The sequence below is a fragment of the Buttiauxella selenatireducens genome (assembly GCF_031432975.1).
Taxonomy (GTDB): Bacteria; Pseudomonadota; Gammaproteobacteria; order Enterobacterales; family Enterobacteriaceae; genus Buttiauxella; species Buttiauxella selenatireducens.
In genome coordinates this window covers 4877091-4897339 of record NZ_CP133838.1, presented here as the reverse complement: position 1 = coordinate 4897339, position 20249 = coordinate 4877091, and the positions used below count along the sequence as shown (strand labels likewise).

Genomic DNA, 20249 nt, shown 5'->3' with positions numbered 1-20249 from the left:
AAGAAAGGAAGTATCGGTGTGTTCGAGTCTCTCAAATTTTCACAACATCGATTGTGTCTTACGAGACATCTTCGGGTTGTGAGGTTAAGCGACTAAGCGTACACGGTGGATGCCCTGGCAGTCAGAGGCGATGAAGGACGTGCTAATCTGCGATAAGCGTCGGTAAGGTGATATGAACCGTTATAACCGACGATTTCCGAATGGGGAAACCCAGTGTGATTCGTCACACTATCGTTAAGTGAATACATAGCTTAACGAAGCGAACCGGGGGAACTGAAACATCTAAGTACCCCGAGGAAAAGAAATCAACCGAGATTCCCCCAGTAGCGGCGAGCGAACGGGGAGCAGCCCAGAGTCTGAATCAGTTTGTGCATTAGTGGAAGCGTCTGGAAAGTCGCAGGGTACAGGGTGATACTCCCGTACACAAAAATGCACTTGCTGTGAACTCGAAGAGTAGGGCGGGACACGTGGTATCCTGTCTGAATATGGGGGGACCATCCTCCAAGGCTAAATACTCCTGACTGACCGATAGTGAACCAGTACCGTGAGGGAAAGGCGAAAAGAACCCCGGCGAGGGGAGTGAAACAGAACCTGAAACCGTGTACGTACAAGCAGTGGGAGCCTCTTTTATGGGGTGACTGCGTACCTTTTGTATAATGGGTCAGCGACTTATATTCTGTAGCAAGGTTAACCGTATAGGGGAGCCGCAGGGAAACCGAGTCTTAACTGGGCGTTAAGTTGCAGGGTATAGACCCGAAACCCGGTGATCTAGCCATGGGCAGGTTGAAGGTTGGGTAACACTAACTGGAGGACCGAACCGACTAATGTTGAAAAATTAGCGGATGACTTGTGGCTGGGGGTGAAAGGCCAATCAAACCGGGAGATAGCTGGTTCTCCCCGAAAGCTATTTAGGTAGCGCCTCGTGAACTCATCTTCGGGGGTAGAGCACTGTTTCGGCTAGGGGGCCATCCCGGCTTACCAACCCGATGCAAACTACGAATACCGAAGAATGTTATCACGGGAGACACACGGCGGGTGCTAACGTCCGTCGTGAAGAGGGAAACAACCCAGACCGCCAGCTAAGGTCCCAAAGTCATGGTTAAGTGGGAAACGATGTGGGAAGGCACAGACAGCCAGGATGTTGGCTTAGAAGCAGCCATCATTTAAAGAAAGCGTAATAGCTCACTGGTCGAGTCGGCCTGCGCGGAAGATGTAACGGGGCTAAACCATGCACCGAAGCTGCGGCAGCGACGCTTAGGCGTTGTTGGGTAGGGGAGCGTTCTGTAAGCCGTTGAAGCTGGACTGTGAGGTCTGGTGGAGGTATCAGAAGTGCGAATGCTGACATAAGTAACGATAAAGCGGGTGAAAAGCCCGCTCGCCGGAAGACCAAGGGTTCCTGTCCAACGTTAATCGGGGCAGGGTGAGTCGACCCCTAAGGCGAGGCCGAAAGGCGTAGTCGATGGGAAACAGGTTAATATTCCTGTACTCGGTGTTACTGCGAAGGGGGGACGGAGAAGGCTATGTTAGCCGGGCGACGGTTGTCCCGGTTTAAGCATGTAGGCGGAGAGTTTAGGTAAATCCGGACTCTTATCTAACGCTGAGGTGTGATGACGAGGCACTACGGTGCTGAAGTAACAAATGCCCTGCTTCCAGGAAAAGCCTCTAAGCATCAGGTAACATCAAATCGTACCCCAAACCGACACAGGTGGTCAGGTAGAGAATACCAAGGCGCTTGAGAGAACTCGGGTGAAGGAACTAGGCAAAATGGTGCCGTAACTTCGGGAGAAGGCACGCTGTCGGTAAGTGAAGCGATTTACTCGTGGAGCTGAAGGCAGTCGAAGATACCAGCTGGCTGCAACTGTTTATTAAAAACACAGCACTGTGCAAACACGAAAGTGGACGTATACGGTGTGACGCCTGCCCGGTGCCGGAAGGTTAATTGATGGGGTTATCCGTAAGGAGAAGCTCTTGATCGAAGCCCCGGTAAACGGCGGCCGTAACTATAACGGTCCTAAGGTAGCGAAATTCCTTGTCGGGTAAGTTCCGACCTGCACGAATGGCGTAATGATGGCCAGGCTGTCTCCACCCGAGACTCAGTGAAATTGAAATCGCTGTGAAGATGCAGTGTACCCGCGGCAAGACGGAAAGACCCCGTGAACCTTTACTATAGCTTGACACTGAACATTGAGCCTTGATGTGTAGGATAGGTGGGAGGCTTTGAAGCGTGGACGCCAGTCTGCGTGGAGCCAACCTTGAAATACCACCCTTTAATGTTTGATGTTCTAACGTAGACCCGTGATCCGGGTTGCGGACAGTGTCTGGTGGGTAGTTTGACTGGGGCGGTCTCCTCCTAAAGCGTAACGGAGGAGCACGAAGGTTAGCTAATCACGGTCGGACATCGTGAGGTTAGTGCAAAGGCATAAGCTAGCTTGACTGCGAGAGTGACGGCTCGAGCAGGTGCGAAAGCAGGTCTTAGTGATCCGGTGGTTCTGAATGGAAGGGCCATCGCTCAACGGATAAAAGGTACTCCGGGGATAACAGGCTGATACCGCCCAAGAGTTCATATCGACGGCGGTGTTTGGCACCTCGATGTCGGCTCATCACATCCTGGGGCTGAAGTAGGTCCCAAGGGTATGGCTGTTCGCCATTTAAAGTGGTACGCGAGCTGGGTTTAGAACGTCGTGAGACAGTTCGGTCCCTATCTGCCGTGGGCGCTGGAGAATTGAGGGGGGCTGCTCCTAGTACGAGAGGACCGGAGTGGACGCATCACTGGTGTTCGGGTTGTCATGCCAATGGCATTGCCCGGTAGCTAAATGCGGAAAAGATAAGCGCTGAAAGCATCTAAGCGCGAAACTTGCCCCGAGATGAATTCTCCCTGAGACCTTGAGTCTCCTGAAGGAACGTTGAAGACTACGACGTTGATAGGCTGGGTGTGTAAGCGTAGCGATACGTTGAGCTAACCAGTACTAATGATCCGTGAGGCTTAACCTTACAACACCGAAGGTGTTTTAAGAATAATGAGAAAGACACTTTAATTTTCAGCTTAATTCCAAGATTTTAAGTTAATGGTTGCAGATAACACTGCGACGGTTAATGAAAACAGAATATGCCTGGCGGCAGTAGCGCGGTGGTCCCACCTGACCCCATGCCGAACTCAGAAGTGAAACGCCGTAGCGCCGATGGTAGTGTGGGGTCTCCCCATGCGAGAGTAGGGAACTGCCAGGCTCCAAATAAGTGGAAAGCCCTGTACTGACGTACAGGGCTTTTTGCTGTCTGCGATTTATGAAATTCAACTCTGCATCCTCATGATAATCCTCTATAAATTATGCTATTACCCAGTGTAATTCACTGAATCAAAAATTCGTTCTTAAGTGAAACATTTTCAACTATCTTATGAATACTCGACATTTGACAAAGGTCGCGTTATCTTCAGCTATCTGGATGTCTAAACGTTTAAACGTATGCTTTGAGGATGTAATTTTATGCCAATTCGGGTACAGGATGAGTTACCAGCCGTCAATTTCCTGCGGGATGAGAATGTCTTTGTCATGACATCATCGCGTGCCAGCAATCAGGAGATCCGTCCGCTAAAGGTACTTATACTTAATCTGATGCCGAAAAAGATTGAGACCGAAAACCAGTTTTTGCGTCTGCTATCTAACTCTCCTCTGCAAGTTGACGTCCAACTATTGCGCATCGATTCCCGTGAATCCCGTAATACACCGACAGAGCACCTCAATAATTTCTACTGTAATTTCGACGATATTCAGGATGAAAATTTTGATGGGCTGATCGTCACCGGTGCTCCACTTGGCCTGGTTGAATTTAACGATGTCGCCTACTGGCCGCAGATAGAACAAGTGCTTCACTGGGCAAAAGATCACGTTACCTCAACGCTCTTTGTCTGTTGGGCCGTGCAGGCTGCGCTTAATATTCTCTATGGTATCCCTAAACAAACGCGTAAAGAGAAGCTGTCTGGTGTTTATGCGCATAACCTCACTTACCCGCACGCACTGTTAACCCGCGGTTTCGATGACACCTTCCTGGCACCACACTCACGCTATGCCGATTTCCCCGCATCATTGATTCGGGATTACACCGATCTTGAAATTTTGGCTGAATCAGAAGAGGGTGATGCGTACTTATTTGGCAGCAAAGACAAGCGTATTGCCTTTGTTACGGGCCATCCAGAATATGATGCGCATACTCTTTCAGGTGAATATTTCCGTGACGTTGAAGCGGGGCTGAACCCGGATGTACCGTATAACTATTTCCCTAATAACGATCCGCAGAAAAAACCCCATGCTACATGGCGTAGCCACGGGAATTTACTCTTCACCAATTGGCTGAATTACTATGTCTACCAGATCACTCCGTTCGATCTGCGCCATATGAACCCAACGCTCGACTAAGCGTTTCAGCATCCCGCCAGCTCTAAGATCAAGGCACCTACGGGTGTCTTTTTTATTTTCTAAAAACGCATTCCCTACCTGAATAAATTTTAATCTCATATATATCAAAGTGATAAATGATTTTTATTTCAAAAATGGAAATTGTTTTTGATTTTAAAAAATCATGAAGTAGTCTTAATTCTGTTGAGTGAAAACAGGACGCTGGACGGACCAGTTATATTTGGCATTACCGACGGGATAAGACGAGGGGAATATCCAATGACACAACAGACAGTTAGCGAAGAGTTGGCCTTTAGCCAGCCGTTTGGTGAAGCAGAGCGGCAGATCCTGACGCCTGATGCAGTCGAGTTTCTTAGTGAGCTCGTCACCCGCTTTACACCGCAGCGTAATAAGCTGCTGGCGGCACGCACCGTTCAGCAGGCTGAGATTGATGCAGGAAAACTCCCAGATTTCATTTCGGAAACCAGTTCCATTCGTGAATCTGAATGGACTATCCGCGGAATTCCTGCCGATCTCCTCGACCGCCGTGTTGAGATTACCGGGCCAGTCGAGCGCAAAATGGTGATTAACGCGCTGAATGCTAACGTCAAAGTGTTCATGGCAGACTTTGAAGATTCCCTGGCTCCGAGCTGGAACAAGGTTATCGACGGGCAAATCAACCTGCGTGATGCTATCCGTGGGACGATCAGCTGGACCAACGAAGCTGGGAAAATCTACCAGTTGAAGCCTGATCCGGCTGTATTAGTCTGCCGCGTGCGCGGGCTGCATTTACCGGAAAAGCACGTCATCTGGCGTGATGAACCTATTCCTGGCAGCCTGTTCGATTTCGCGCTCTACTTTTTCCACAACGTGGATGCTCTGCTGGCAAAAGGGAGTGGCCCGTATTTCTACCTGCCAAAAACGCAATCCTGGCAGGAAGCGGCCTGGTGGAGCGAAGTGTTCAGCTTTACCGAAGATCATTTCTCCTTACCACGTGGCACCATTAAAGCGACGCTGCTGATTGAAACGCTCCCTGCAGTATTCCAGATGGATGAGATCCTGCATGCGCTGCGCGATCACATCGTCGGCCTGAATTGCGGGCGCTGGGATTATATCTTCAGCTACATCAAGACGCTGAAGAATCATCCGGATCGCGTCCTGCCAGATCGTCAATCTGTCACCATGGACAAACCATTCCTGAACGCATATTCGCGTTTGCTGATTAAAACCTGTCATCGCCGTGGTGCTTTCGCCATGGGGGGCATGGCGGCGTTCATTCCTAGCAAAGATAGCCAGCGTAACGACTGGGTACTCAATAAAGTGAAAGCCGATAAGCAAATGGAAGCCACTAATGGCCACGATGGCACATGGATTGCGCACCCGGGCCTCGCCGACACGGTGATGGAAGTCTTTAGCAAAGTGTTGGGCGACGATAAAAACCAACTGCAGATTTTGCGTGAAGAAGATGCGCCGATCACCGCAGCACAACTGCTGGAACCTTGTCCTGGCGAGCGTACAGAAACAGGGATGCGCGCCAATATCCGCGTTGCGGTGCAATACATCGAAGCCTGGATTTCTGGCAATGGTTGTGTGCCGATTTATGGCTTGATGGAAGATGCCGCCACCGCAGAAATCTCACGTACCTCAATCTGGCAGTGGATCCACCATGAAAAAACGTTGAGTAACGGCGAGACGGTCACTAAGGCGCTGTTCCGCCAAATGCTGGCCGAAGAGATGTTCGTTATTCAGGAGGAGTTAGGGGACAAGCGTTTCAGCCAGGGGCGCTTTGATGAAGCGGCTCGACTGATGGAGCAAATCACCACTTCCGATACGTTAATCGACTTCCTGACACTGCCGGGCTACCGCCTGCTTGCCTGAACCTTACCTAAATAAAAATATGGAGCACCTGCAATGAAAACCTCACGCACTCAACAAATCCAACAATTACAACAAGATTGGACGCAACCACGTTGGGAAGGTATTGAGCGCCCGTATAGCGCAGAAGACGTCATCAAGCTGCGCGGCTCGGTGAATCCAGAATGTACCCTGGCGCAAAACGGTGCGGCCAGAATGTGGCGCTTACTGCACGGTGAATCGAAAAAAGGCTACATCAATAGCCTTGGCGCGTTAACCGGCGGGCAGGCACTGCAACAGGCGAAAGCGGGCATCGAAGCCATTTATCTTTCTGGCTGGCAGGTCGCAGCAGATGCCAACCTGGCCTCCAGCATGTACCCGGATCAATCGCTGTATCCAGCGAACTCCGTTCCAGCAGTGGTTGATCGGATCAACAACACCTTCCGTCGCGCCGATCAGATCCAGTGGGCATCTAACATCGAGCAAGGCGATCCGCGGTATGTTGATTATTACCTGCCGATTGTTGCCGATGCTGAAGCGGGTTTTGGTGGTGTACTGAATGCATTCGAGCTGATGAAATCGATGATTCAGGCCGGTGCCGCGGCTGTTCACTTTGAAGACCAACTGGCCTCGGTGAAAAAGTGTGGGCACATGGGTGGCAAAGTACTGGTGCCGACTCAGGAAGCCATTCAGAAATTAGTCGCTGCTCGTCTTGCCGCTGATGTTATGGGTGTGCCAACGCTTGTGATTGCTCGTACGGACGCTGATGCGGCTGATCTCATCACGTCTGATTGTGATGAATACGATCGCGAATTCATCACTGGCGAACGCACGCAAGAAGGGTTCTACCGTACCCGTGCAGGTATCGAACAGGCAATTAGTCGTGGTCTTGCTTACGCACCTTACGCTGATTTGGTGTGGTGTGAGACGTCGAAACCTGACCTTGAGCAGGCTCGTCGTTTTGCTGATGCCATTCACGCTCGTTTCCCTGGAAAATTGCTGGCTTACAACTGTTCGCCATCGTTTAACTGGAAGAAAAACCTGGATGATAAAACCATTGCTTCATTCCAGGAGGAGCTGTCAGCGATGGGCTACAAGTACCAGTTTATTACGCTGGCGGGCATCCATAGCATGTGGTTCAACATGTTCGACCTGGCTCATGCCTACGCACAAGGTGAGGGAATGAGGCATTACGTTGAGAAAGTGCAACAGCCGGAGTTTGCCGCAGCGCCTGAAGGCTACACTTTCGTTTCCCATCAGCAGGAAGTGGGGACTGGCTATTTCGACCGCGTGACGACGATTATTCAGGGCGGGGCTTCTTCCGTTACCGCACTGACCGGCTCAACGGAAGAAGAGCAGTTTTAAAACCACCCTCATCCCGACCTTCTCCCTCAGGGAGAAGGAGAAAACCAGTCCAGTTCCCTCTCCCTTGGGAGAAGGAGAAAATCAGTCCAGTTCCCTCTCCCAATGGGAGAAGGAGAAAATCAGTCCAGTTCCCTCTCCCTGTGGGAGAAGGAGAAAACCAGTCCAGTTCCCTCTCCCTTGGGAGAGGGTTAGGGTGAGGGGAAATCATGACGGAGAAGCCCATGACACCCAGGCTTGAGTGGCTAATTGCACACACCATCTTGCAAGGCTTTGATGCGCAGTACGGCCGCTTTCTGGAGATAACTGCCGGGGCGCAGCAGCGCTTTGAGCAAGCAGACTGGCATGCGGTTCAGCGGGCGATGAAAAGCCGCATCCATCTTTATGATCACCACGTTGGCCTGGTGGTTGAGCAATTGCGCTGTATCACGGGCGGCCAGAATACTGACGACGAGTTTTTATTGCGCGTCAAAGCGCAGTACACGCAGTTGCTGCCCGACTACCCCCGTTTTGAAATCGCAGAAAGCTTTTTCAATTCCGTTTATTGTCGCCTCTTCGATCACCGCTCGTTATCTCCCGAGCGGCTTTTTATCTTTAGTTCCCAGGATGAAAAACGCTTTCGTGAGATCCCTCGTCCGCTGTCAAAAACATTTACCCCAGCTTTAGGATGGCAACCTCTTTTACGCACGTTGCTCAGAGACTTGCCCTTACGCCTGCCATGGCAAGATTTAGCGCGGGATGCGGGTTACATCATTGCGCATCTGACAGAAACCTTTGGCGAGGATGTTTTACAGCATGCTTCCCTCGACATCGCCAACGAACTCTTTTATCGCAATAAAGCTGCCTGGCTGGTAGGCAAGCTGGTCTTACCGACCGGTAAAGTGCCGTTCTTGCTTCCGATTCATCGCACAGATGATGGGCTTTTAGTGATTGATACCTGTCTGACCAGCACCTCCGAGGCGAGTATTGTCTTTGGCTTTGCGCGTTCGTATTTCATGGTTTATGCCCCGCAACCCGCCGCTTTGGTTGAATGGCTACGAGAGTTATTGCCAGGAAAAACGACCGCCGAACTGTACATGGCGATTGGCTGCCAGAAACACGGTAAGACCGAAAGCTATCGAGAGTATTTGACCTATATCTCGGCCACTGACGAACAGTTTATTGAGGCGCCGGGTATCCGTGGCATGGTGATGTTGGTGTTCACGCTTCCGGGTTTTGACCGGGTCTTTAAGGTCATTAAAGACAAATTTGCGCCACAAAAAGAGGTGACGGCCGAACGCGTGCGAGAATGCTATCAGCTGGTTAAGGAGCACGACCGCGTGGGTCGCATGGCCGATACGCAAGAGTTTGAAAACTTTGTGCTATCAAAACATCAGATTAGCCAACCGCTGCTGGAGCTGTTGTACCAGGAGGTTCCGGAAAAATTAACTGATCTGGGCGACCGTATTGCCATCAGCCATCTCTATATTGAACGCAGAATGGTGCCGTTGAATTTGTGGCTGGAACAGGTAGAGGGGCAGCAACTGCGCGACGCCGTTGAGGAATATGGTAACGCCATCCGCCAGCTAGCGGCGGCGAATATTTTCCCCGGCGACATGCTATTTAAAAACTTTGGTGTCACCCGGCATGGCCGCGTCGTGTTCTATGATTACGATGAAATTTGCTACATGACGGAAGTGAACTTTCGCAACGTACCGCCACCGCGTTACCCGGAAGACGAACTCTCCGCTGAGCCGTGGTACAGCGTGGCGACGGGCGATGTTTTCCCTGAAGAGTTTCGTCACTATTTATGCGCCGATCCACGAATTCGTCAGCTTTTTGATGAGATGCACAGTGACCTGTTTCGCGCAGATTATTGGCGCGAGTTGCAGGAGCGTATCCGTAACGGACACGTAGAAGATGTTTTTGCCTATCGACGCCGCCAACGGTTTATTGTCCGTTTCGGCGATTTAATGCAGGCGGGTTAGCGCCCGCCGCCGTATGCCTGAGTAATCTCTTTCGCCGCTTTGATGACTAACGCGCCCAACTCAGTAACGCGGTCATCCGTCACGCGTGAAATTGGACCGGAAATCGAAATCGCGGCAAACGCTTCATGATGCTCGTCGTAAATACACGCGGCGACACAACGCAGGCCCAGCGCATGTTCTTCATCATCAAATGAATAACCACGTTTGCGGGTTTGCGCTAAATCTTCTTTCAGATGCAGCGGGGAAGTGAGGGTCGCCGGGGTGTAACTGTGCAGCCCTTTGCGATGCAGCAAAGTCGCCACTTGATCGTCGCTCAGATTGGCGAGAAATACCTTTCCTGCGCCCGACGCATGCATGGGCAGTTTGCCACCAATCGGGGCGGACATACGCATCAGTTGGGCACATTGTACCTGGTCGATAATAATCGCCTGGTGATCGCTATGATCCAGCACCGCCAGATTCACCGTTTCGCCGGAATCTTCCATCAGCTTGCGCAGCATCGGATGCACAATCGCCAGCAGATTACGGCTTTGCAGGAAGCTACTGCCGACGACGAACGCGTGCGCCCCAATCGTCCAGTGCCCTAAATCACCAATCTGGCGAACAAAGCCAAGCTGCTGCATGGTGGTCAACAGACGATGCGTTGTGGAGTTAGGTAAGCCAGCCTGCTGTGCAAGCTCCGTGAGCGCAACGCTCCCATGCGATTCTGCAATCCATTCAAGTAGTTTCAGGCCGCGAGTAAGCGACTGAACCTGCCCGGTGGGCTGTGATGCGGCCACTGTAGCAGCACGCGGTTTTTTTCCACGTTTGACGGGAACGGCAGCGACCATGACTGACTCCTATTTTCGTATCGTGGAAATCATTTTCGTTTTATTTGATGATAATGCAACCTGCATCGGACTCATCGGAGCAGTCAGGTGAACATGTCTCATGTTCCATTCCTTTGCGACTATTACAACTTATGACAGTATGACTTGTTAGGCTGACAGGCTTGGGTAAACAGGTGGGAGTGAGAGTGAACAATAATTTAGAAAAACTGCATCAGCAGTTGCAACAACGCATTTTGGTACTGGATGGTGGTATGGGAACCATGATCCAGAGCTACCGTCTTGATGAGAGCGATTTCCGAGGTGAACGCTTTGCGGACTGGCCGTGTGACCTGAAAGGGAACAATGACTTGCTGGTGCTAAGCAAACCGGAAATCATTGCCGCGATTCACTACGCCTACTTTGAAGCCGGTGCCGACATCGTCGAAACCAACACCTTCAACTCAACGACCATCGCGATGGCGGATTACCAAATGGAATCCCTGTCGGCAGAAATTAACTACGAAGCTGCCAAACTTGCCCGCGCCTGCGCCGACGAATGGACAGCTCGCACGCCTGAAAAACCACGCTATGTGGCCGGTGTTCTCGGACCAACCAACCGTACTGCGTCTATTTCTCCGGACGTCAACGACCCCGCGTTTCGTAACGTCACCTTTGATCAGCTGGTGGATGCTTACCGTGAATCCACCCGTGCGCTGGTGGAAGGAGGGGCAGACCTGATAATGATTGAAACGGTGTTCGATACGCTGAACGCCAAAGCCGCTATTTTTGCCGTTAAAACTGAATTTGAAGCGTTGGGTGTGGATCTGCCGATCATGATCTCCGGCACCATTACCGACGCATCAGGCCGCACGCTGTCCGGGCAAACCACCGAAGCCTTCTACAACTCACTACGCCATGCGGATGCGCTGACCTTTGGTCTGAACTGTGCGCTGGGGCCAGACGAACTGCGCCAGTACGTCGCAGAACTTTCGCGTATTGCAGAATGCTATGTCACCGCGCACCCGAACGCCGGGCTGCCAAATGCCTTTGGTGAATACGATCTCGACGCGGACGAAATGGCGCGCCAGATTGGCGAGTGGGCGCAGGCCGGTTTCCTGAACATCATCGGCGGCTGTTGTGGCACCACTCCTGCGCATATCGCGGCAATGAGCAAAGCGGTTGAAGGCGTTGCACCGCGTAAACTGCCAGAGCTGCCGGTTGCCTGTCGTTTAGCGGGCCTTGAGCCGCTGAACATTGGTGCGGATAGCCTGTTTGTTAACGTCGGTGAACGTACCAACGTCACCGGTTCCGCCAAATTTAAGCGTCTAATCAAAGAAGAAAAATACAACGAAGCGCTGGAAGTGGCACTTCAGCAGGTTGAAAGCGGTGCGCAAATCATCGACATCAACATGGATGAAGGGATGCTCGACGCCGAAGCGGCGATGGTACGTTTCCTGAATCTGATTGCCGGTGAACCGGATATCGCCCGCGTCCCGATCATGATTGATTCCTCGAAATGGGACGTCATCGAAAAAGGCCTGAAGTGTATTCAGGGCAAAGGCATCGTTAACTCGATTTCCATGAAAGAGGGAGTTGAGGCGTTTATCCATCATGCCAAATTGGTGCGCCGCTACGGTGCCGCGATGGTGGTGATGGCGTTTGACGAAGTCGGGCAGGCTGACACCCGCGAGCGCAAAATTGAAATCTGCCGCCGCGCCTACAAAATTCTGACCGAAGAAGTCGGTTTCCCGCCGGAAGATATTATTTTCGACCCGAATATCTTTGCCGTCGCAACGGGTATCGAAGAACACAACAACTACGCCCAGGACTTTATCGGCGCGTGCGAAGACATCAAACGCGAACTGCCTCATGCGATGATTTCCGGCGGCGTGTCGAACGTGTCGTTTTCCTTCCGGGGTAACGATCCGGTGCGCGAAGCGATTCACGCCGTGTTCCTGTATTACGCCATCCGTAACGGCATGGACATGGGCATCGTCAACGCCGGGCAACTGGCGATTTACGACGATCTCTCTGATGAACTACGTAATGCCGTTGAAGACGTGATTTTGAACCGTCGCGATGACAGTACTGAGCGTTTGTTGGATCTGGCAGAAAAATATCGGGGTAGCAAAAGCGATGACGGCGCGAATGCCCAGCAAGCCGAATGGCGCAGTTGGGATGTGAAAAAACGCCTCGAATATTCGCTGGTGAAAGGTATCACCGAGTTTATTGAACTTGATACAGAAGAAGCACGCCAGCAATCTGAACGCCCAATTCAGGTCATTGAAGGCCCGTTGATGGATGGCATGAACGTGGTTGGCGACCTGTTTGGCGAAGGGAAGATGTTCCTGCCGCAAGTCGTGAAATCAGCCCGCGTCATGAAACAAGCGGTGGCGTATCTCGAACCGTACATTGAAGCCAGCAAAGAAAAAGGCTCGACCAACGGCAAAATCGTGCTCGCCACGGTGAAAGGGGATGTTCACGATATCGGCAAAAACATCGTCGGCGTGGTGCTGCAATGTAACAACTACGAAATTATCGACCTTGGCGTGATGGTGCCTACCGAGAAAATTTTGAAAACCGCGCGCGAAGTGGGTGCGGATATTATCGGTCTTTCTGGTCTGATTACGCCGTCGCTGGACGAAATGGTGAACGTCGCCAAAGAGATGGAGCGCCAGGGCTTTACGCTGCCGCTGCTGATTGGCGGGGCGACCACCTCTAAAGCGCACACGGCAGTAAAAATCGAGCAGAATTACAGCGGCCCAACGGTTTATGTGCAAAACGCCTCGCGTACCGTCGGTGTGGTTTCGGCATTGCTTTCGCCGACTCAGCACGACGATTTTGTTGCGCGCACCCGCAAAGAATATGTCACCGTGCGCACCCAACATGGCCGTAAAAAACCTCGCACTCCACCCGTTACGCTTGCCGCCGCGCGTGAAAACGATCTGGCATTTGACTGGGAAAACTATACGCCTCCCGTTCCACATCGTCCCGGTGTGCAGGAAGTCACGGCCAGTATTGAAACGCTGCGTAATTATATCGACTGGACTCCGTTCTTCATGACCTGGTCGCTGGCCGGGAAATATCCGCGCATTCTCGAAGATGAAGTGGTGGGCGAAGAAGCGCAGCGCTTGTTTAAAGATGCCAACGATATGCTCGACAAACTCCATGCGGAGAAACTGCTGACGCCGCGTGGCGTGGTAGGGTTGTTCCCGGCAAACCGCGTCGATGATGACATCGAAATCTATCGTGATGAATCTCGTACTCGTGTGCAGACTGTCGCGCACCACTTGCGTCAGCAAACCGAAAAAGTCGGTTTTGCTAACTACTGCCTCGCCGATTTTGTGGCCCCGAAACACAGTGGCAAAGCGGATTACATCGGCGCATTTGCGGTAACCGGTGGCATGGAAGAAGACGCGTTGGCAGAGGGTTACGAAGCACAACACGATGATTACAACAAAATCATGGTGAAGGCGCTTGCTGACCGTCTGGCCGAAGCATTTGCTGAATATCTGCATGAGCGCGTGCGTAAGGTTTACTGGGGCTACGCGCCGACAGAAAACCTCAGCAACGAAGATCTTATCCGCGAAAACTATCAGGGGATTCGCCCGGCACCAGGCTATCCGGCCTGCCCGGAGCACACCGAAAAAGCGACCATCTGGGAACTGCTGGATGTAGAAAACGTCGTCGGAATGAAACTTACCGAATCCTACGCCATGTGGCCGGGTGCGTCGGTTTCCGGTTGGTACTTCAGCCATCCAGACAGCAAATACTACGCCGTAGCGCAGATTCAACGCGATCAGGTGGAAGATTATGCGCGTCGCAAAGGGATCTCAGTGACCGATGTTGAACGCTGGTTAGCACCGAATTTGGGCTACGACGCGGACTGATTCAAGGAAAAGGGCTGGGAATCAGCCCTTTTTATTAATTGTGATAAATATTTATGCCGGGAGATTTGTTATTGGGTGATTGTAGTCACTTTTTAATAATATGTTGGAGGTTATTTTATATTTCATTAATATTTTATGTTGATTGATATTTCAAATATAAAAGGACTAAACATCATGGACGTGTATGATTTGCGAAGGGAGCATGTCAGACCGAAAGAATTTGAAAATATATTATCCCCTTTCTTTGTTAGGCATAAGATTAGCAATTATTTCTATCTGGAGAAATCAATAGCCGCGTCGTCAGGGGGCTTTGATGGTTATCAGTTAAAAAGGATTTATGGTCTAAAGCCACCATTCTCGAATGATATGAGTCGCCAGGGAGAAGAGTATTTCCTACATAATTCTATTGATAGAGGCTATCTGGTCGCCGTTGAGCATTTTGGATTCGAAAGGAACGGGATTAACTATCCTTTTTTTATAGCAGAAAACGGAGAGCTTTTTTGTGTAAACGAAAATCACGTGGATGATTTTTTTGTAAATTTCATTTTAGGGGCGTTTAAATCAAGTGTATTAATGTATGGTAAGCCGCTACCCACTAGAAGTAATTATGTACCAGTCACTAAAGATTTTGGGCCTGGTTTTTGGCGCACCCTGGATGATGATTATCACGCCCTAAGCAACATAGGGAAAATGATCATCAATCGAGCCACTTCAATGGGGGATGAAGGGCGTGTGTTTATGTCTGAAGGTAAGGATTTTATGCATACAACCAGAGATAAAATACAAGAGTGGTCTCCTTTGCCACCTGAATTAGATGAGGGGAATCGGTCGCTTATTTTCAGACGGTCGGTGATTAGGCGCTATGGTGAAAGAAGGGAAATACACCAAAGTTACCTTGAAAGCGATGATGCATGGACACAGGACGGAAAGTCGTGGCAATGGATTCCAGGAGTAAGTGATGAAGACTTTGAGTTTAAAAAATAAAGTATTTGTGTTTTGGGGCTTCATGGATGTTCTGGCCATAATCATTTATTTCTCAGCTTCACTCTATGGTGGGCGTATACCTTTTTATTCCGATGTGCATGGGTTCTATAAAAATATTATATCCATGAGTGTCAGTGGGACGATACTTTTTTATCTCCAGTTTCTCTTTTTGTTAAACATATTGATGAATATCTCTCTCTTTTATTCCTCTTATGCATTTGTTGTAAAAAAACATATTGGAGTGGTGTTTTTTTGTTGTCAGGAAGTTTTAAGGGTATTTTCTATAACGTGTTCTCTGTCGTTTATTCCTTATTTGTTAAAGCTTATTGATGGCTACCCCTGGTATCTTGGGGTGTCACTTTTTATCTTTTCAGAGATATGCAAAGTAAGTACTTTTTTGTGGTGTAGAAAGTCACCATAAAAGGATGTGTTAAAACTGAGACCATTATCCATTCGTCAGAATCAGCTCAACATACGGTATAGCCATGAGATGGTTCGCACAATAGCAACCCTCCCTTACAACAAACAAGGCATCATGAAGGTGCCTTATCTCTTTATTGAGCGTAATCCCTTATACTGAAAAAGGATGCATATCCCATAAAACGTATAAAGATAAGGAGAATAAAAAAAACGTGCTGACTTTATTACACTTGCTCTCTGCGATTGCTCTACTGGTATGGGGCACGCACATTGTGCGTACCGGTATCATGCGCGTATACGGCGCAAATCTCCGTAACGTGCTCAGCCGCAGTGTTGAAAAAAAACCGTTTGCCTTCTGCGCCGGTATTGGCGTCACCGCGTTGGTCCAAAGTAGTAATGCGACTACGATGCTGGTGGCTTCGTTTGTTGCGCAGGATTTGGTAGCGCTGACCCCTGCTTTGGTGATTGTGCTGGGAGCCGATGTCGGTACCGCATTGATGTCGCGAATTTTGACATTTGATCTCTCCTGGCTATCACCGTTACTCATCTTCCTTGGCGTGATTTTCTTTCTGGGGCGCAAACAAACAAGAGCGGGGCAACTGGGGCGTGTCAGCATTGGATTAGGGCTGATTCTGATGGCGCTGGAGCTGATTGTTGTTGCGACAGCACCTATCACGATGGCTCCAGCCATAAAGGATATTTTCACCTCGCTGACTGGCGATATCATGCTGAACGCCATTATTGGTGCACTTTTTGCCATTATCAGCTATTCCAGTCTTGCCGCCGTATTGCTCACCGCCACTCTCACCGCGTCCGGCGCTATTTCGCTTGATGTAGGGCTATGCCTTGTCATCGGTGCCAATCTTGGCTCTGGTCTTTTGGCCATGATTAATAACAGCGCGTCTAATGCAGCCGCTCGTCGCGTTGCGCTGGGCAGCCTGTTATTTAAGCTGGTGGGGAGTTTAATTGTGCTGCCCTTTGTGCATATTCTCGCTGATAAAATGCACAAATTGCCGCTTCCTGCCTCTGAACTGGTTATCTATTTCCACGTCTTCTACAACCTGATTCGCTGCGTGGCGATGGTGCCATTTGCTGGCCCGATGGCGAATTTCTGCCGAAAAGTGATTAGCGAAGAGCCCGAAATCGATGCGCGCATGAAACCTAAACATCTCGACCCTACTGCTATCGATACCCCGGCACTTGGGCTATCCAACGCAGCGCGTGAAACCTTACGCATGGGGGATGTGCTCGAGCAAATGCTCGAAACCTGGAGCAAGGTGATGCACGGTGAACCGCGCCAGGAGAAAGAGCTGCGTAAGCTCGCTGATGATGTTGATGTGCTGTACACCGCCATCAAACTGTATATGGCACAGATGCAAAAAGAGGAGCTGGCGGAAGTCGAGTCGCGTCGATGGGCGGAAATTATTGAGATGTCGCTAAACCTCGAGCAGGCGGCGGATATTCTCGAACGCATGGGGAGTGAAGTCGCAGATAAATCGTTGGCCACGCGCCGGGCTTTCTCGCCTGATGGCCTGAAGGAGCTGGATATTCTGCTTGAGCAACTCACCAGCAACCTGAAACTCAGCTTATCCGTGTTCTTCTCAGCGGATGTAAACAGCGCACGCCGTTTACGCCGTAATAAACATCGCTTCCGTATTCTGAATCGTCGTTTCTCACATGCGCACGTTGATCGCCTGCATCAACAAAACGTGCAGAGTATCGAAACCAGCTCGCTGCACCTCGGTTTGCTCGGGGACATGAAGCGTCTGAACTCGTTATTCTGCGCCGTCGCGTACAGTGTGCTCGAGCAACCTGACGATGATGAACGCGACGAATATTAACCAACAAAGCACCTTCTGAAATGAAGGTGCTTTGCTGTTTATTGCCTGTTTTTTCTTCGGGTTGGTCATCACGCCGTTTATACTCCTGTCGCTTAACTTCATAAAACCAAAGGGATTCGACAGTGAATTTTAAAAAATTATTGGCAGGGGTACTTTGTGTTGCTGCATTGGCGGGATGCTCGGCACTTGACCGGACAGAACCCGTGCGCACACCACGCACGATTATCACCCAACATGTGACCACTGAGCAGGTCAAGGATGCGATTATTAATGCCGGGCAAGGGCGTGACTGGGTAATGTCCGTGGCAGGTCCAGGTGTGATTAATGCGACACAAAATATTCGTAAGCACAGCGTCACTGTTCGCATTAACTACAGCGAAAGGGATTACTCCATTAATTATGTCAGCAGCGTTAATTTGCTGGCATCAGGCGGGGAAATACACCGCTCATACAACCATTGGGTGAATAATCTGGATAAAGATATCCAGAAAAAATTAGCGGCGATTGCTGCGACACCTAAGTAAGTCATCCTCTGCGGGTAATGAATCTCTCTTCGTTGCCCGCATTTGCCCATTGATTCAGGAGTGAGGGATTTTAGTCGTTAATTCAATCCCCAATGCTTTCATCACTGCCAGTGTACTTTTGAGCGTAGGGTTTCCCTCTTCACTAAACGAACGATATAACTGCTCACGGGACAAACCTGTTTCAGTGGCAACGTCGGTCATGCCTTTCGCCCGTGCCACAACGCCAAGTGCTTTGGCAATGTAGGCTGCATCACCGGTTTCCAGGGCGTCGGCAATGAAAAAAGCGATTTCTTCATCATCGACCAATGCCTCTGCGGGATCATAGGTTGTAAATTCACTATTCCTCATATTCATCCTCATCTATCCAATTTCTGGCTAACATTTTAGCCAAAGCAATGTCTCTGGATTGCGATCCTTTGTTCCCACCACAAAGAATTAACACAATTAATCTTCCGCGTTGCTGGAAGTAAATACGGTAGCCCGGGCCATAATGAATTCTAAGTTCACTGATACCTTCACCAACAGGTTGAACATCTCCTGTGATACCGTTCTTCAGACGTAAAAGTCGGGTAGCAACAATCGTTTTTATTCTTCGATCCTGGAGGTCATCTAACCACGCGCGGAACGCTTTTGACTGTCTTAGTTCATTCATGATTGTAGTTTATAAAATACGTAAGGAATAGCGAGTCGGGAGCTGAAACTAGTCGTTTTTAGAGGTTGTTCACAATGGCGTTATGATTTATCCGGAACCCAGGTCGCAACTCACTTTCGCTCACTGCGAGGAAGCTCCAGATAAACAGACAAAGTCACTGTTCCCTGTTCGCATCGCTCTTCAGGTAGGGTATATTCCAGGTTTTACGGAGGAACCATGCTGCCCAACTCATCAACACGTCTGAACAAATACATTAGCGAGAGCGGTATCTGCTCCCGCCGTGACGCCGACCGTTACATCGAACAGGGAAATGTTTTTATCAACGGCAAACGCGCCGCGATTGGCGATCAGGTATTTGCCGGAGATGTGGTGAAGGTCAACGGCCAGTTAATAGAACCCCGTGATGAAGACGATCTGGTTCTTATCGCGCTGAACAAGCCTGTGGGTATCGTGAGTACCACCGAAGATGGCGAAAAGGACAACATTGTCGATTTCGTTAACCACAGCAAACGCGTTTTCCCTATTGGGCGTTTAGATAAAGATTCCCAGGGGCTGATTTTCCTCACCAACCATGGCGATCTGGTGAATAAAATCCTGCGTGCCGGGAACGACCATGAAAAAGAGTACGTCGTCACGGTCAATAAACCGGTCACTGACGAGTTTATTCGTGGCATGGGTGCAGGCGTTCCGATGTTGGGAACGGTAACCAAAAAATGCAAAGTGAAGAAAGAAGCGCCGTTTGTGTTTCGCATCACCCTGGTTCAAGGCCTTAACCGCCAGATTCGCCGTATGTGCGAACACTTTGGTTATGAAGTGACGAAGCTGGAACGTACTCGCATTATGAACGTCAGCATGAAAGGGCTGCCGCTGGGTGAATGGCGTGATTTAACTGACGATGAGTTGGTTGAATTGTTTAAGCTGATTGAGAATTCTTCTTCAGAGGCGAAGCCTGCGAAAAAACCAAAGGCTAAACCCGCCGTTGCAAAAAAACCGGTAAGTGCGGGGCCAAAGAGCAGCGCGAAAACCCCGGCAGAGCTTGCTTCACGCAAACGCTTTGCCCAGCCAGGGCGTAAAAAGAAAGGGCGCTAGATTAGCGCTTTCCGCGTGAATGGCTGTTGGCAGACCAGGAATAGGTTGCAGAGGTATCTGGTTTTGCTGCTTTTTGCTTTTTGATCTGGCGAACTTTTTTAGCCGCCTGTTCACGCGCTTCCATTAATTGGTCGATATAGGTTTTTTTAACGTGGTTGATTTCTGAGTTTGTCAGGGGACGACCATGGGCGATGCGTGCGCGGTCTAGCCGCGTTTTCAGTTCGCGCTGCTCGGCTTCGGTCATATCTTGTTGTGTCAGTCTTGATGTGGACATTGTTGCGGCCTCTTAAGAAGTGACCTCCAGTGTAAAGCAAACTGCTCGCCAGCTCAGTAAAAATCAGCTTCTGGTCGCAAAGTTCCCCTAAAATGTTGGTAAAAACGCTGAGTTGTATTGGCAGATTTGCCGATGTTTTGTTGAGTTAAAAGCAAAAAGCCCGGTTTCCCGAGCTTTTTGCTTAATCAGCGG

The 20249-nt window shown here is 50.1% G+C and carries 13 protein-coding genes and 2 rRNA genes; 11 read left to right on the top strand and 4 right to left on the bottom strand.

Annotation, left to right across the window (positions count from 1 at the left end):
• Nucleotides 1-82: 82 nt before the first annotated feature.
• From RHD99_RS22440 to aceK, 6 genes are all read left to right on the top strand, one after another.
• Nucleotides 83-2991: ribosomal RNA gene (locus tag RHD99_RS22440) — 23S ribosomal RNA — on the top strand.
• 118 nt (nucleotides 2992-3109) lie between these two features.
• Nucleotides 3110-3225, top strand: a 5S ribosomal RNA gene (gene rrf / locus RHD99_RS22435).
• Nucleotides 3226-3482: 257 nt separating this feature from the next.
• The gene (gene metA / locus RHD99_RS22430; protein ID WP_183272369.1) at nucleotides 3483-4412 is read left to right on the top strand and encodes a homoserine O-acetyltransferase MetA; all 930 of its coding nucleotides are present in this window, start codon (nucleotides 3483-3485) and stop codon (nucleotides 4410-4412) included.
• 258 nt (nucleotides 4413-4670) lie between these two features.
• Entirely contained in the window at nucleotides 4671-6269 is a 1599-nt protein-coding gene (gene aceB / locus RHD99_RS22425) for a malate synthase A (protein ID WP_183272370.1), read from the top strand.
• Nucleotides 6270-6302: 33 nt separating this feature from the next.
• Entirely contained in the window at nucleotides 6303-7610 is a 1308-nt protein-coding gene (gene aceA / locus RHD99_RS22420; RefSeq protein ID WP_309876706.1) for an isocitrate lyase, read from the top strand.
• 221 nt (nucleotides 7611-7831) lie between these two features.
• Complete coding sequence (aceK, locus tag RHD99_RS22415; RefSeq protein ID WP_309879245.1) at nucleotides 7832-9574, top strand: bifunctional isocitrate dehydrogenase kinase/phosphatase; 1743 nt, start codon at nucleotides 7832-7834, stop codon at nucleotides 9572-9574.
• Here aceK and iclR read toward each other — a convergent pair.
• The gene (gene iclR / locus RHD99_RS22410) at nucleotides 9571-10404 is read right to left on the bottom strand and encodes a glyoxylate bypass operon transcriptional repressor IclR (protein WP_309876704.1); all 834 of its coding nucleotides are present in this window, start codon (nucleotides 10402-10404) and stop codon (nucleotides 9571-9573) included. The genes aceK and iclR overlap by 4 nt on opposite strands.
• Before the next feature lie 185 nt (nucleotides 10405-10589).
• On the opposite strand from iclR, the gene metH reads away from it, so the two are divergent.
• The 4 genes from metH (at nucleotide 10590) to RHD99_RS22390 (ending at nucleotide 18042) form a co-directional block, all read left to right on the top strand.
• Nucleotides 10590-14273, top strand: a complete 3684-nt coding sequence (gene metH, locus RHD99_RS22405; RefSeq protein ID WP_309876702.1) for a methionine synthase — start codon at nucleotides 10590-10592, stop codon at nucleotides 14271-14273.
• A 135-nt stretch (nucleotides 14274-14408) separates the two neighbouring features.
• Nucleotides 14409-15257, top strand: a complete 849-nt coding sequence (locus RHD99_RS22400; protein WP_309876700.1) for a DUF8093 domain-containing protein — start codon at nucleotides 14409-14411, stop codon at nucleotides 15255-15257.
• Between the two features lie 632 nt (nucleotides 15258-15889).
• A complete protein-coding gene (locus RHD99_RS22395) occupies nucleotides 15890-17518 on the top strand; it encodes a Na/Pi cotransporter family protein (protein ID WP_309876698.1) in 1629 nt (542 codons plus the stop codon).
• A 122-nt stretch (nucleotides 17519-17640) separates the two neighbouring features.
• The gene (locus RHD99_RS22390) at nucleotides 17641-18042 is read left to right on the top strand and encodes a hypothetical protein (protein ID WP_309876696.1); all 402 of its coding nucleotides are present in this window, start codon (nucleotides 17641-17643) and stop codon (nucleotides 18040-18042) included.
• 54 nt (nucleotides 18043-18096) lie between these two features.
• Here RHD99_RS22390 and RHD99_RS22385 read toward each other — a convergent pair whose 3' ends face one another.
• Both RHD99_RS22385 and RHD99_RS22380 read right to left on the bottom strand, forming a co-directional pair.
• Nucleotides 18097-18390 (bottom strand): addiction module antidote protein, encoded by a 294-nt coding sequence (locus RHD99_RS22385; protein WP_309876694.1) that lies wholly within the window; start codon nucleotides 18388-18390, stop codon nucleotides 18097-18099.
• A complete protein-coding gene (locus tag RHD99_RS22380) occupies nucleotides 18380-18694 on the bottom strand; it encodes a type II toxin-antitoxin system RelE/ParE family toxin (RefSeq protein ID WP_309876692.1) in 315 nt (104 codons plus the stop codon). Before RHD99_RS22380 ends, RHD99_RS22385 begins: the two co-directional genes overlap by 11 nt.
• 216 nt (nucleotides 18695-18910) lie before the next feature.
• On the opposite strand from RHD99_RS22380, the gene rluF reads away from it, so the two are divergent.
• Nucleotides 18911-19783 (top strand): 23S rRNA pseudouridine(2604) synthase RluF, encoded by an 873-nt coding sequence (rluF, locus tag RHD99_RS22375; protein ID WP_183272375.1) that lies wholly within the window; start codon nucleotides 18911-18913, stop codon nucleotides 19781-19783.
• 1 nt (nucleotide 19784) lies between these two features.
• Here rluF and RHD99_RS22370 read toward each other — a convergent pair whose 3' ends face one another.
• Nucleotides 19785-20057, bottom strand: coding sequence for a YjbD family protein (locus RHD99_RS22370; RefSeq protein WP_064541291.1), 273 nt, complete (start codon nucleotides 20055-20057; stop codon nucleotides 19785-19787).
• Between the last annotated feature and the right edge of the window lie 192 nt (nucleotides 20058-20249).